General features: G+C 60.4%; 8 protein-coding genes. All 8 read right to left on the bottom strand.

The window, feature by feature from the left end; genetic code table 11:
- Window positions 1-22 precede the first annotated feature (22 nt).
- Window positions 23-1711: a polyurethane esterase gene (locus tag IEQ42_RS23885; protein ID WP_210705576.1), complete on the bottom strand. Its 1689-nt coding sequence runs from the start codon at window positions 1709-1711 to the stop codon at window positions 23-25.
- A 23-nt stretch (window positions 1712-1734) separates the two neighbouring features.
- The gene (locus IEQ42_RS23880) at window positions 1735-4821 is read right to left on the bottom strand and encodes an autotransporter serine protease (RefSeq protein WP_210705575.1); all 3087 of its coding nucleotides are present in this window, start codon (window positions 4819-4821) and stop codon (window positions 1735-1737) included.
- Window positions 4822-4898: 77 nt separating this feature from the next.
- Window positions 4899-7850, bottom strand: coding sequence for an autotransporter serine peptidase EprS (eprS, locus tag IEQ42_RS23875; RefSeq protein ID WP_210705573.1), 2952 nt, complete (start codon window positions 7848-7850; stop codon window positions 4899-4901).
- Between the two features lie 253 nt (window positions 7851-8103).
- On the bottom strand, window positions 8104-9465 hold the full coding sequence (locus tag IEQ42_RS23870) for a TolC family outer membrane protein (RefSeq protein ID WP_210705571.1): 1362 nt from the start codon (window positions 9463-9465) through the stop codon (window positions 8104-8106).
- 2 nt (window positions 9466-9467) lie between these two features.
- Window positions 9468-10817 carry an HlyD family type I secretion periplasmic adaptor subunit gene (locus IEQ42_RS23865; protein ID WP_210705570.1) on the bottom strand — a complete coding sequence of 450 codons (1350 nt, stop codon included), beginning with the start codon at window positions 10815-10817 and terminating at the stop codon, window positions 9468-9470.
- Window positions 10814-12592 (bottom strand): type I secretion system permease/ATPase, encoded by a 1779-nt coding sequence (locus IEQ42_RS23860; RefSeq protein WP_047301172.1) that lies wholly within the window; start codon window positions 12590-12592, stop codon window positions 10814-10816. The genes IEQ42_RS23865 and IEQ42_RS23860 overlap by 4 nt, the downstream gene beginning before the upstream one ends.
- 205 nt (window positions 12593-12797) lie before the next feature.
- A complete protein-coding gene (locus tag IEQ42_RS23855; protein ID WP_210705569.1) occupies window positions 12798-13226 on the bottom strand; it encodes an AprI/Inh family metalloprotease inhibitor in 429 nt (142 codons plus the stop codon).
- A gap of 93 nt (window positions 13227-13319) precedes the next feature.
- Window positions 13320-14786, bottom strand: a complete 1467-nt coding sequence (locus tag IEQ42_RS23850) for a serralysin family metalloprotease (RefSeq protein WP_200616828.1) — start codon at window positions 14784-14786, stop codon at window positions 13320-13322.
- Window positions 14787-15102 lie beyond the last annotated feature (316 nt).

The raw sequence follows: 15102 nt of genomic DNA, 5'->3' as shown, positions 1-15102 counted from the left end.
AGGCTCGCTCCCACATTTGGACCTAGGCGAAGACGAAACTTGCGTCCGACAGATTAGCCACTCCTACCCCAACCAGCGTCACGGCAAACTCGCCAATCTTCAGCACGGTATCGCCGCCTGCCTGCGACGCATGCTGCTTGTAGTCGTAGCCCTGCCCCGCGCCTTCGACCCCCATGAACAGCAGTTTGTCACTGCCCTGATAACCATTGATGGAATCGAAACCGAACGCGCCGCTGAACAGGAAGGTATTGTTGCCACCCACCGCGTTCATCACATCGTTACCCCCGCCTCCGACGAAGGTCACATGGCCCTTGTCGCTGATCAGCGTGTCGTCGCCACCCAGGCCAAACAGCCAGTCACCGTCGGCCGTGGCGTGCAGCGCGTTGCCGTAGCCATCACCGCTAAGCGAATGGTTGTACTGGGTCAGCTCGCTGCCATTGGTCAAACCCTTGGCCGTGACGTCCCAGGTGATCTCCTTGCTACCCCACCACGACCCCGACTCCTTGCTCACCAGTGCACCCATGTCGCGGGTCATGCTGATGCCGCCGTAGGCGTCGCGCACATACAGCGTGCCGTCACCGTCGTTGGCGAAGCTGAAGTTCTGCAACGGTTTCTGCAGCTCGAAGGTGTTGTGGCCCTGGCCGCCGAGCAGGATGTTGAAGCCGCCGTCATCGCGAAAACGATCATCACCGCCCAAGCCCTCAAGGAAGTCGTTACCCGCCCCGCCCTTGAGCCAGTCGTTGCTCTGGGTGCCGATGATGAAGGTGCTGCCGGTGTGCGCCTCGCCGCTGCGGCCCAGATCCTCGACCCAGGTTTTACCCCGGGACGATGCCTCAAGGTTGGAGACGATGATCGTCGAGTCCTTGTGGGTCAGGCCGTAGAACGTCGAATCGATCACCCGATTCAAGCCGTCGGCATACCCCAGGGAACCGTGGGCCGACCAGTTCATCGGATTGACGATGCTGAACGGCACCAGGTTCTGCGCGGTCGACGCGTAGTTGTCGGTGAAATTGACGATGTTGTCGGTGGTCGATTCGTGCGGTTTGTCGTGCTTGCCCATCGATGCGCTGCTGAACGTGGTGCCGTCGAGCACGCGGAACACCGGATCGTTCTCGTAACCGATGTTCAGCACGTTGTTGCCGGTGCTGCTCTGGGTCGGCGAGGCGAAGGCGATGTAGTTGGCGTCCTTGAAGAACCCGCCCCAGTTGCCGGCGCTCAGTTCGGCCACGCTGTTGACCCCGAGCCCGCCGAGGCTGTGGCCGCTGATCAACACGTCCTTGGCGCCAATGCCATGGGCGATGGAGAACGCCGCAACAGCCTTGAGCAGATTGTCGAAGGCATTTTTCGCGTATTGAGTGGCGTAGTCCGAAGGCCCGACGGCGGCCAGCAGATTGTTTTTCATGTCGCCGAAGGTGTCGCTGTAACCCAGCCCCCCGGTGCCACGAAAGGCAATGCCGATGCCGATCAGTTTGCCGGCCGCGTCGTACTTGCCGAGCACTTCGGCCTCGGCGCTGGTGAAGCCATCTTTCTCGCCGAAGAACGTGCCTTGCGGCCCGACCTTGCCTTGATAGCCCAGCGCCGTCGCTGTAACCGGCGCCCAGCCCCCGGCCGGCAATGGCTTGCCGGTCGGGGTGTAGGCATACAGCGTCAGGGCGATGGCATCGCTGTACAACGCTTTGCCATCGGTATTTTTGTAGTCAAACAGTCCCATGTTGTGCTCTCTCTTCCTTGAAATCAGAACTGCCAGTCGAGCGTCAGGCCCACGCCGTGGTCTTTCTCGTTCGAACCGATCAGCCCGTTGTAATCCAGGTTAACCCGCACATCGCGGTTGAGCGCCAGACCGGCGCGCACTCCGACCACCGCAGCATCACGATCCAGCGACACGCTCTGCACGTTGAACGCGCTGTTGCCATTGGCGAACGCCAAATGGTTTTCAGCATCGACGCTGCTCAGGTTGTGCTGCCAGCCCAGGGTCGCGCCCAGTTCCAGCTGATGTTTGTCCGACAGGGCAAACGTGCGCTTGGCGCGAACGCCGAGGGTCGACAGCACCGCCTCGCGATTGTCTTCACCGCCCTTCAGCGCGGCGGCGTCACCCTTCTCGGTGAAGCTGTCGCTGTTGAGGTGCACGTAAGCCAGATTGGCGAACGGCTCCAGGTTCAACGGTTGCAAGCCCAGGTCATACGCCGCTTCGGTGAACAATTGCGCGGTGCTCGCATCGCGTTTTACTTTCTGGTTACCACTGACATCGCCGAATTGCAGATCACGCTTCACGTCGATACGGTGCCAGCTATAGGCGCCGCCCACGGTCAGACGCAGTGCGTCGATTTCATGCCCCAGGTACGCGCCCAAGTGGTAGCTGTCGACGGATGCCGACGAATGCGTGCCGCTGCCCATGCTCAGTGAACTGTCGCTATAACCGGTAACGAAACCCAGACGAGTATCTTCAGCAATCAAGCCGTCGACGCCGGCCAGCAAGCCACCGATGGAGCTGTTGGAATCGGCATTTTCGTGCCCGCCATCGCTCTTGCCCCACGCGCCCAGCACCTTGACCCAGGGGTTGCCGCGGTCGTCCGTCGGCGCGCCGGCGTCGAACAGATCGCGTTCGCGCAGACGTTCACCCACGGCATCGCGCAGGTAACGGCTGTCGTTGATCAGCATCGTGCCGATGGCCGGATGAATCTCGCCGGACAACTGTTGAAACGCTTGCTGCGCGACGGCGGCAGTCGGTGACACCAGCAGGGTTTCGAACAGCGCATTGCCCGCGCCCAGGCGCTCGGCAGCGGCACCCACGGCGCGCTGGTTCGGCGTCAGACCGACGCTGGCGAACGAAGCGTCATTGCGCCCCACCGCCAGTTGAATGCCGTTCGCCGAGTAAGCGAGCGTCCCGCCAAGAAATGCGTAATCCGGCAACACCTGGCCGAAGCGCCCTTCGATACCGCCCGCCGCTTGCAGGATGTTGTACTGCGTACCGAGCAGGCTTTGCACTTCGCCAGTGGTCAGCAGTGTCGGGCTGTTTTCCAGCGCCATGGTCACTGTGCCGCCATCGATTACGGCTTTACCGGTGGCGAGGATCTGGTCGCTGCTGGTTGGCGACAGTTCCACCGCGTAGGTCGAACCCGACGTGAAGGTCACGTCACCGGCGACATTCATTGTGCCAATCGAATTGCCCGGCGCCACGGTACCGCCACTGTTCACCGACAACGCGCCGATCCGGCCATTGCCGCCGAGGATGCCGCCGTCATTCACCGTGACCGCAGAGGCCAGCGAGCCGTTGATAGCGAGTCGGCCCTGATTGACCAGGGTCGGGCCGCTGTAGCTGTTGTTGCCGGTCAGCACCAGTGTGCCGATCCCCTGCTTGGTCAGACCGCCATGGCCGGAAATGTCGTTGCGCCAGGTATCGAGGCCACAGGTGATGTCGTTGCACACGCGCTCGGTGGGTTTGCCCTGATCGATGATCGCGCCGATGCCCGGCAAATCCGCGACAAACTGGCCGGTGCCGTAAGCGCCGTCGATGCGAAACTCGCTCGGAATGTCCTGCTCGGTGACGAACATCGCCGGGCCATCAATGCCTTTGCGCAGGTTGATCATGCCCCAGCCATACAACGCGTCGATGCCCGGCGCGCCGAGGTCGGTCGCGGTTGTGCGCAACACGCTGGCGACCTGATCGCCGGACATGTACGGGAAGCGTTCCATCAGCACGGCCATCGAGCCGGCCACATGCGGAGCGGCCATCGAGGTGCCGTTGTAGTTTTTGTAGGCGGTGGTCAGATTGTCGGCGTTGGTGCCCTCGATGATCGCACTGAAGATCTTCGTGCCGGGCGCCGAGACGCAGAAGCTCGCGGTGTAGCCGCAACGCGATGAGAACGTACTCATGATGTACGGATTGGCGCTGGTCAGGTCCGGATTCTGCTGTAACGCGGCGACGGTGATCCAGTTCGGCGCGATGTCCGGGACGAAGTAACCGAGGCCGGCGATGGCGTCCGGGTTGTTCAGGTTGTAGTCGTTACCGGCGGCGAAAATCGTCACGATACCGCTGCGTGCCGCGGCAATCGCACCGTCATAGGCGCCGCCGGGTTTGGTGCCGAGCAGCGTGCGGATTTCGTTGAATTGCACCTGTGCGTCGTTGACGGTGAAGTGTGGATACGCCGGATCGCGGCCACCGAGGTCGAAGCGATCGGTGATGCCAATGCCCCAGCTGTTGTTGATGATCCGCGCGCCACTGGCGATCAGCGCATCCCAACCGGCCTTGTACACGGCGCCGTCGTTACCGCGGACGATGCCGTCTTCAGGGCCGGGGTCGCCATTGTCGGCACTGATGATTTGTGCGCCGAACGCGACGCCATGCATCGGCCCGCCGTCACGACTGCCCGCCGCGATGCCGCCGACGTGGGTGCCGTGCGCACCGAGCTTGCCGTCGGAACCCACCGAGGGCGAACCGTCATAACGGAACGCATCCCCGGCTTTGACAGGGATATACGGGTCGGTGTATTCGCGGATGCCACTGGTGACCAGAGTGACGACTTTATTACTGCCGGAAAACTCCGGGTGTGCGGCGTACACCGGCTGATCGAAGATCCCCAGTTTTACCCCTTTACCGGTGTAACCAGCGGCGTAGGCGTGTTCGGCACCGATTGCGCCCAGGCCCCAGTCAGCCTTGAATTCGGCACTGCGCCAACTGCCGACATCGCCCGTGCGACCGTTTTCCACATAGGGCGCGGCGTGTGCCGTGCCCCAAGTGGCGAGTGCGCACAACACCGCGCCAGTCAACGTTTTCAGGGCAAAGCAGCCACCCGTTTGCGCGGGGGTTTTATTGTTTTTCATCCTGCGACCTTCCTTAGTTGTGTTACGAAAAATCCGTCTATGTTCAGCTAGCGCCCCCCTGTAATTGAGGGCCTCGGTCAGAACTGCCAGTTCAGGCTCAACCCAACGCCATGGCTCTTCTCGCGACTAGCCAACTGCCCGTTGTAATCAAGGTTCACGCGCACGTCCTTGCTCAACGCCAGACTGGCCTGCACGCCGACCAACGCGGCATCGCGCACCAGCGCCGAACTCTCGACGCTGTAAGGCGTGCCGCCACTGGCAAAGCGCAGATGCTGTTCAGATTCGATGTCGGTGAGGCTGTGCTGCCAGCCCAGATGGCCGCTCACATCCAGTGTTTGCCGAGTCGACAGATTGAACGTTTTGATCGCCCGCACACCGAGGGTACTCAGCACCGCATCACGCTGATCGCCCGAGCTTTTCAGCCCCGCAGCGTCGCCCTTCTCGGTGAAGCCTTCGGTGTCCAGATGCACGTAAGCCAGATTGGCGAACGGCTCCAGCGCCAGCGGTTGCAGGTGCAGTCGATAAGCCGCTTCACCGAACACCTGAGTCGTCGCCGCATCAACCTTGGTTTTCTGTTTGGCGCTGACGTTGCCGTACTGCAGATCGCGTTTCACATCGGCGCGATGCCAGCTGTAGGCCGCGCCGGTGCTCAGGCGCCAAGCGCCGATTTCATGCCCGGCGTAAGCACCGAAGTGATAGCTGTCGACCTTGGCCGACGAGTGCGTGCCCGAGCCCATGCTCAGCGAGCTGTCGCTGTAGCCGGTGACCAGACCGATGCGGGTCTGCTCGTTCAGCGCGCCGTCGACACCGGCCAGCAGACCGCCAATCGACGTGTTGTAGCCCGTCGTGTCATGGCTCGAATCGGTGCTGCCCCACGCGCCGAGGGCCTTGATCCAGCCGTTGTTTTGCGTCGCGGAGGCATCGTGCAGGCGCTCACCGACGGCATCGCGCAATTGGCGGCTGTCATTGATCAGCATCGAACCGAGGGCCGGGTAGATTTCGCCGCTCAGTTGCTGAAAGGCCTGTTGCGCAGACGCGGCGTCTGCCGACAGCAGCACGCTTTCGTAAACCGAATTGCCTGCGCCCAAGCCTTCGACAGCCGTGGCCACCGAACGCTGATTCGGGGTTTGGCCGACGCTGGAGAACGCGGTCGCGTTGCGTTCGATATTGAGTTGAATGCCGTTCGCTGCGTAGTCGAGGCTGCCGCCGATGAACAGATAATTCGGCACCACGGCGCCAAACTGACCCTGAACACCACCTGTCGCTTGCAGGATGTTGTACTGGCGACCGAGCAGGCTTTGCGCCTCGGAGGCACTGAGCAGGGTCGGGCTGTTTTCCAGCGCCAGGCTGACGGTTGCGCCGCTGACCGTGGCCGTGCCGCTTGCAACGATCTGGTCGCTGCGGGTCGGTGACAGCTCCACCGCGTAGGTCGAACCTGGCGCGAAGGTCACGTCACCGGCCACATTCAAGGTGCCGATGGAGTTGCCCGGCGCCACGCGGCCGCCGCTGTTGGCGATCAGCGAGCCGATTTGCCCGGAGCCGCCAAGGGTGCCGCCATCATTGACGGTCACTGCTGAAGCCAGCGAACCGTTGACGCTCAGCAGGCCACCATTGACTGTGGTCGGGCCGCGATAGGTATTGTCCCCGGTGAGAAACAGGCGTCCGTCTCCGGACTTGATCAGGCTGCCCTGATAAACCCGCGCCGCGGCGGCGGCATCACGGGCCATGCCCACCGCGTAATCGGTCTGATCCTGCTGGCTGGCACCGGGCGCAATGCCGTTCTGCCAACCCTTGTCATGCAGGGTTTGCTGCCAGGTAACCTGTTCAGCGAGATCTTCGCCCTGACGCTGGATCAGCGCGTTGTCGGAGATGTCGTTACTCCAGACATCGCTCTGCCCGGCCGCCAGATTGGCGTCGAACGCCCCGAGTAATTGCCCGGGCCCGTGCATCGCCCGGTTCAGGTTGGCCACGCCCCAGCCGAGCCGCTCGGTCGGCGCATCCGTCACCGAACCATCGAGCTGGGTGGCGGTGGTCAACAGCACTTCGAGCGCCTGCTGGTTGTTCATGTACGGGTAGCGTTCCATCACCAGAGCCAAGGCGCCGGTGGCGTGCGGTGCCGACATCGACGTACCGGACTTGATCGCGTAACCGCCACCGGGAATGGTGCTGTCGATCTTCGCGCCCGGCGTGGTGATGCACCAGTATTTGGCGATGCCGCACTGGTTGTACTTCTGCTGATTGCTCTGATCGAGACCGGAGACCGCCAGCCAGTGACCTTCAAGGTCCGGCTGAAAGTAAGGCAGCGCCGAACGCACGCTGGCATTCGGATAACCGCTGTTGCCGGCACTGAACACGTTGATCACCCCGCGTCGTGAAACGTCGGCAGCGGCGTCGAGCCAGGTGCCTTTGTTCCAATGCTGCGCGTAGGCGGCGTGCAGATCAGCCAGGGTCCGGTAGCTGACATCCGGCGGCTGACTGCCCCAACTGTTGTTGATGGCGCGCACGCCGGCATCGGCCAAAGCGTCGTATACCGCTTTGAAATAACGCGGATCGGGCGTGGGGCCGAACAGGAAGCTGTCGTTCTTGTTGGTGTTGCCGACAAAGATTTGCGCGTTATAGGCCACACCGTGCATGCCCGTGCCGTCACGCGAGGCGCCCATGGTGCCGACCACATGGGTGCCGTGGGAATCGTTATTGGCGTTTAGGGTGCCGTCGACGTTGAACGGCGAGCCGTCGACATAGCTGCCGTTGGCCAGCACCGGGTGGTAACGCTCAGTGGCGAATTCGGGATGGGCGGCGTCGAAACCGGAATCGAGCGCGCCGATCTTCACGCCTTTGCCGGTAATGCCGGCAGCAAAGGCTTGATCGGCCTGCATGCGCGCAAGGCCCCAATCGCGCAGAAACTCGGCGCTGCGCCAACTGGCGGGATCACCGGGTTTACCGGTCTCCAGGTATTGGGCGTGGGCCTGGGATATAGAAACTGCGAGCAACAGCGTGCCGACCGAAATTGGCTTGATGCGTACGTCCATGTTCACTACTCACTTTTATTGTTTTATGCGGGTACTTTTGCAGTGTCGCCTGGAGCCCCTCACCCCAGCCCTCTCCCCGAGGGAGAGGGAGCTGACCGAGGGGTCTTGCGCTTTATATCGACCTGTAAAAACCGGTCGGCTATGGATTCGGTGCAACACGTTCACGTCGGTGTATCTCTGAAGCATCCCCCGATCAGTCCCCTCTCCCTTTGGGAGAGGGTTAGGGTGAGGGGCCGCTCTCAAGTCATGCACTTCAGCGATGAGCTACACCAAACGCCTCATCCACCCGCGCCAAATCCTGCTCATTCAACGTGCCGGCGTAGTAATGCAACTTGGTCCACGCCATCAAATAGTCGTACCGCGCCTGCGCCAGATCCCGGCGGGTGGTGAACAGTTGCTGCTCGGCGTTCAACGCGTCGAGGTTGGTGCGTTCACCGCCGAGGATGCTTTGCTTGGTCGACACCACCAACGCTTCCGCCGAGCTCAGGGCCTTTTGATACGCGCGCAATTTATTCACCCCCGACAGGCAGGCGCTGAACTGGCGACGCAGTTCGATCAGTGTCTCGCGGGTCTTGCCGTCCAGTTCGTACTCGGCCTGTTCCATGGTGCGGCTGGCCTGACGGGTGGAGGCCGAGACGCCGCCACCGGCGTACAACGGCACGCTCACTTCGAAACCGATGGTGTTGGTTTCGTAACGCTGGTTGTAGGTGTTGCCGCTTTCCGATTCGTTCTGGCGCATCGAGGCGTAAGCATTGATTTTCGGCAAGTGCCCGGCGCGGTTGCGCTCGACCTCGTAGCGCGCCACTTCCACAGCCTGGCGTTGCGAGGCCAGGTTCGGGTTGTTGCTGACCGCCATTTCATGCCAGGTGTCGAAATTGGCTGGCTGCAGTACGAAGGTCTGGAAGTTCTGATCCAGCGGCGGCAGATCTCCGATATCCACGGCCGGCACGCCGACCAGTGCGCCCAGTTCGCGCAGCGCTGCGTCCTGTTCGTTGCGCGCCTCGATCTCCTCGGCGGTCGCCAGCTCATAACGCGACTCGGCTTCAAGAATGTCGGTGCGCGTGCCTTCACCCTGCTTGAACATGTGTTCGTTTTGCTGGAACTGCTGCTCGTAAGCCTTCTTCTTCGCCTGTGCGATATCAATCTGGTCCTGGGCAAACAAGGCTTTGGTGTAGTTATCCAGCACGCGCACCAGCAGTTCCTGGCTCTTGCCGCGAAAGCTTTCGTCAGCAAACAGCGACTGCGCCACGCCCTTGCGATACGCCGCATAGGCTTCGTAATCGAGCAAGGGTTGTTGCAGGGTCAGGGCCGAGCCGTAACTGCTGTAATTGCGGTCATCGGTGCGATTTCGTGCACGCTCATCAAGGGAGGTGGCCTTCGAGGAGTTGCGGCCCTTGTTGTAGGTGTAACCGATACGCGGCAGCAGCCCGGCACGGCCAATGGCGCGGTTTTCCAGGCCAGCATCACGCTCCTTGATCGCGCCGAGGAACACCGGGTCATTGCGCAACGCCTGTTCGTAGATCTCAAACGGCCCCATGGCCGCTACGACTGAGTGACTCGCGAACAGCGTCAATGCTGCCCCGAGCATGCAAAGCTTATTCATACAGCTGAACATCCTTATTCTTCGGTCAACGCAGAGTTGGCCCGGTCGAGCAGCGGTTTGAACAGATAGTTGAGGAGCGATCGCTCGCCGGTGCGCACAAACATTTCTGCAGGCATGCCAGGTTTGATCACCAGGCCGTGGAGTTTTTCCATGGCCTGATCGCTGACGCTGCTGCGCAACACGTAGTACGGCACGCCGGTTTTTTCATCGACCATCTGGTCGGCGGAAATCAGGCTGACTTCGCCCGGCACCCGCGGGGTTTTGCTCTGATTGAACGCGGTAAACAGGATGTCCACCGGCAGATGCGGGCCGACCTTGTCGATCAGATTGATCGGCAGGTGCCCTTCCACTTCCAGGGTGGTGCCTTGCGGAACGATCTCCAGCAGGGTTTCGCCCTGACGCACCACGGCGCCTTCGGTGTGTACGCCAAGATTGACCGCCACGCCGTCAGCGGTGGCGACAATCTCGCTGTGTTGCAGGTCGAAACCGGCGGAGGTCAGTTGCTCCGACAGCGTGACGCTTTTGAGCTGCGCCTCGGCCAGTTGCGTACGGACTTCCTTCTGATATTCCTCGCTGTGCTGCTGCAGCTTCAGGCGCGACTCGAGAATGCCCTGCTCGACACGCCCGCTTTCACCGGTGTTTTCTGCCAGTTGCTGCTGGACCTGCGAGAGCTGGCGCTGATATTCCATCAAGCGGTTGCGCGGAATGTAGCCGTTGTCGGCCAGCGGTTGCAGGTTGCTCAACTGTTGTTGCAGCGAGTCAGCCTGGGCATTGAGGTCGGTGCGCGCGCGGCGCATGCCGGCCAGTTGCGCGGTGGCGCCTTCGATGCTGGCGCGCAATCCGGCCTGCTCGCGATAGAACGCTTCGCGGCGGCTGCTGAACAACTGGCGCTGACCTTCCAGAACCAACGCCAGGCGCGGGTCCGGGTCATTGCTCAACGCCGCCGGAAAGGTCACTTGCTTGAGGTTGTCGCGCTCGGCCTGCCAACGCGCCAGACTCGCCCATGCCATGCGGTATTGCGCCTGCAAAGATTGCACATCGGCAGCGACTTGCGTCTGGTCGAGGCGAAACAGTGGCTGGCCCTGCTTAACGATCTCGCCTTCGCGCACCAGAATCCGGCTGACCACCCCGCTGCTCATCGACTGCACGGCTTTGCGTTTACCCGACACGACCACTGTGCCCTGTACCGGAATGCCTTGATCCAGCGGCGCCAATGCCGCCCAGGTGAAGAAACTGCCCGCGCCGACAATCGCCAGAACCCAGCCCATGCGTGCGAAGAATTTCGCGTCACGCTCCGGACGTTCAGCGATGTAAGCGTGCTCCATGCTCGCTTCGTTTTCAGTGTTCATGTTTGCGCTGCTCATACACCCGAATTCCTTGTCGTGGGCTGATACTGCCGGCTCATGCTGAGCCCGCCCGGTGCTTGCGCAGGTTTCTCGCGTGGTTGTTCATTGGCGGCGCCGGACAGCGCCTTGAGCACGTCCTGACTCGGGCCGAAGGCCTGCAGACGACCCTCGTTGAGCACTAGCAGCTTGTCGGCCTGAGCCAGCACCGAAGAGCGATGTGTCACCAGCACCACTGTGGTGCCTTGGGCCTTGAGTTGCGCAATCGCGCTGGCCAACGCCGCTTCGCCGACGGTGTCGAGGTTGGAGTTGGGCTCATCCAGCACCACCAGGCTTGGCGTCCCGTACATGGCGCGCGCCAGCGCTACTCGTTGCTTCTGACCACCGGACAAACCGCTGCCGTCTTCGCCCAACTGCGTGTCGTAACCTTGCGGCAGGCGCAGGATCATTTCGTGAACGCCGGCCTGCTGGGCAGCCGCCACGACTTTCTGCGCATCGGCCTCGCTAAAACGCGCAATGTTTTCGGCGATGCTGCCGCTGAACAGTTCGATGTCTTGCGGCAGGTAGCCGATGTAAGGGCCGAGTTGATCGCGATTCCAGCGATGGATGTCCGCGCCGTCCAGTCGTACCGTGCCTCCCAGGGTCGGCCAGACACCGACCAGCACTCGGGCCAGGGTCGATTTACCCGAACCGGACGCGCCGAGCACACCCAGCACTTCACCTGCGCCCAGATTGAAATTGACCATGTGCAACGTCGCAGCGCGTTGCCCCGGTGGGCCGGCACTGACTTGCTCGAAGGTGATCTGGCCTTTGGGCGCTGGCAGGGCCATCGCTTCATCACTCGGCGGGAAGGCTTGCAGCAACGCATCGAGACGCCGGTAAGCCAGCTTCGCCCCGCTCCACTGCTTCCAGACGGCGATCAACTGGTCGATCGGGCTGAGTACGCGGCCCATCAGGATGGACCCGGCGATCATCATGCCGGCGGTCATGTCACCTTTGATCACCAGTAACGCGCCGAGACCCAGCACCAACGATTGCAGGCACAGACGCAGGGTTTTGCTCAGAGAGCTGATCACCGCGCCGGTGTCGCTGGCCTGATTCTGCAAACCGAGAAAGCGCGAATGCACCTGGAACCAGCGTTTACGCAACGAACCGAGCATGCCCATCGCCTGAATGGTTTCGGCGTTGTGCAGGTGGCTGGTGGCCAACTGGCTGGATTGCTGCGAGAAACCGGCGGCTTCGCCCAGCGGCTTTTTGGTCATGTATTCGTTGAGGCATGCCAAGGCAATCAGCAACAGCGCACCGGCGGTGGCCAGTACGCCGAGCCAGACGTTGAACAGGTAAATAACGAACAGATACACCGGAAACCACGGCGCATCGAAAAAAGCGAACAGCGCCGGGCCGGTGACGAATTGACGAATGTGGGTCAAGTCGCCCAGCGACTGCCCGGCATTGCCCTCGCCCTTGAACAGGTTGCGTTCGAACGCCGCCTGGTACACCCGCAGGTTGAAGCGGCGCTCCAGTTGGCTGCCGATGCGGATCACGATGAAACTGCGCACCACTTCCAGCAGGCCGATAAAGACAAAGAAGCCGACAACCATCAGCGACAGCATCGCCAGGGTGGTTTCGTTCTGTGAAGACAGCACCCGGTCATAGACCTGAAGCATATAAATGGAGGGCACCAGCATCAGCACGTTAATCAGTGCCGTAAAGCATCCAACGCTGATCAGGATGCTTTTATAGTCACCCAATGCCTTGAACAAGGGAGCGGTGGCTGGGGCCTTCGCCATCTTCATTGATTATTCCTGAGGTCTAACTCTCGCCAATCTTTGACGAGACTTCAAATTGATTATCCGCGCAACGCGGGAATATATTTCCAAGCTGTACGCTTACAAATTCATAACAACTAGCTCTGATTAATACAGTGCAGTTGTGATTGAACACGTCGCTTATAACCTGACACTGACGCCTTATATTAAAACTTCGTCGTCTGATTGATCTTTACGGTTGTTGTGCAATGCGCTCGAGGGTAATTTTCAGACCTGACTTCAAAGTCGCCAGATAAAACCCATCACGTTGTCGGCTAAAGAACTGGATTCTTGAACCCTCCTTGCCAGTGATCGAAATTCCGTCCGGGTCGGGAAACCAGCCAATCGGCGCCTCTTCGAGCCATACTCCCAAGCAGTCAGCGCCTTTACCGATCGTCTGGCTGGATTGCAGATCGACAATGCAGGTATTCGACGGTTTGTCCTGCAGTTTTTGCGCTTCAGCGCTGTCTTCGCGGGCACTCAGCGTCGCCTGCCACTGCCCGGCAAATACCGAGGGTTCTTCGAGCCTGAGGCTGCTTGCCATGCTTGTTTCTCCTGAAATCATCATCAGCGTCGCCATCAGCCACGCCACCGTCATGTAGGTAAAAACGTTTCGACTCATAGGAAATTTCACCCCAGTGCGTAGCCTTGCCTACAGGGCAAGACGATGCAAGCGAAGAAAGCGGCGCATCACGCGCCGCCCTCTTGTTTCACATCAAGCCACGATGTCGCTGATTGCCGCCTGGCCAACGGTGCTGACCTGGAAGTCGGCCGCGCCGAATCCGGAGAAGTCCACCGAGAGCAGGCTGTTGCCGCCCGACGAGGTCAATACCGCATCGCCCGCCGCACCGGTGAAGGCGCTGACGAAGTGCAGGCCGGCGCCCTTGGTGATGCCGGTCAGGTCGATTTTGTCCAGACCACTGACGAAATCGAGAATCTGATCGATAGCACCCGGTTTGGAATCCGAACTTGCCGCGAACACAAACGTGTCCGAACCCGCGCCACCCCACAGCTTGTCGGCACCGCCGGCCCCGTAGAGGATGTCGTTTCCGGCACCGCCCTTGAGTTCGTTGGCCACACTGTTGCCGATCAGCAGGTCGCTGCCCGAACCGCCGATGGCGTTCTCGATGATTGCGCCCTTGGCGATGGAGACGTTACCCACCATACCGCCAACGTCGGAGAACGAGGCGCTATTGAGGTTGATCTTCTGGTTTTGGGTGAAGCCCGAGAAGTCCAGAGTATCCTTGCCGCCCGCATCCCAGACCGAGAACACTACTTTGTCACTCGACGACGAAGCGCTGAGGAAGTCGCGACCGGTGTTGGAGTTGAAACCGTAGGTGGTGTCACCGGTACGAGTGGTGGTGTTGGCGCCGTAGAGCTTCTGGATCGCTGCGATGTCATCCATCAGCGGGCCGGAGGCATAGGCTTCCACGCCACCCTTGCTGAAGTTCTGGCTGGTGTTGTTCTCGCTCCAGTAACTCATGATGCTGTAGCCGCGGGTGTCTTGCCCGTAGGAAGCATCGTTATAGGTCGGGTTACCATTACCGGCGTTGTAGTCGCCAGGGTGAGCCAGACCGAGGCTATGACCGATCTCGTGAGTCAGCGTCTGACGGCCGTAGTTGTTCAGATCCGGATTCTTGTTCGCCGTGTAGCCACTGTTGATCAGGTACCACGAGGTGCCGTCATAACCGGCGCCGGTGCCTGGCAGATAAGCGAACGCTGCAGCGCCATCCTGGCCACCGCTGTAGTTACCGAAGGTCATGTGACCGTCACCACCCGTAGCTTTTTCGGTGAAGGTGACATTGGCCACATCGGCCCAGGATTGCATGGCGAGCTTGGCCTGGTTTTGTTGTTGTGCACTGAACTGACTGAACCCGGAGATCCCGTGCTTGTTCATCGTGCCAAATGAAGCAGAAGTCAGGAACGTGTAGGTGAGTTCGATCTTGCCGCTGCCGTCCTTGTCCTGGTAGGCAGCGCCGTCGCGCAGCAACTGGGTGGCGGCCTGGTCGACGGAGAAGGAGGGTTTGCCGTTGACCGTGAGATTGCCGCCGCGATCGTATTGATGGCTGAAACTATTGATCTGGTTCCAGGCGGAGCTGGATGCTGCCAGTGATTGCGCAGCCCCTACAGGCTGGAAAGCCTGTTCGGCGGTATCAATAGCGTTCTTTTTAACTTTCGACATAAACACACTTCCTTGTTAAGCAATGGAACAGTTTTTGTCCGATAGCGACAATCTCTGGCGAGATCGTCCTATCACTCGCCCAATGAAGGCGAAAGAAAACTGACACAATTTGAAATCTGACGTAAAGCATTTTTTTGAATTCAAATCGAGCTATTCCGGGAAGCTCCCGTAAACAAAGCATGTGCGGTCGAAAGAATGTTTCAGATGTCTGGTTTTTTCCTAATTGTCTGACGATTTTCTATTTAATTATTAAATAAGGCTAAGTTGTTTTTTGTCGAAGGCGTCTCACTTTTGCTTTGTATTAGTGCAAGTGCCA

This window comes from Pseudomonas iridis (assembly GCF_017980685.1).
GTDB lineage: Bacteria > Pseudomonadota > Gammaproteobacteria > Pseudomonadales > Pseudomonadaceae > Aquipseudomonas > Aquipseudomonas iridis.
This window is presented reverse-complemented; position numbering and strand designations above follow the sequence as displayed.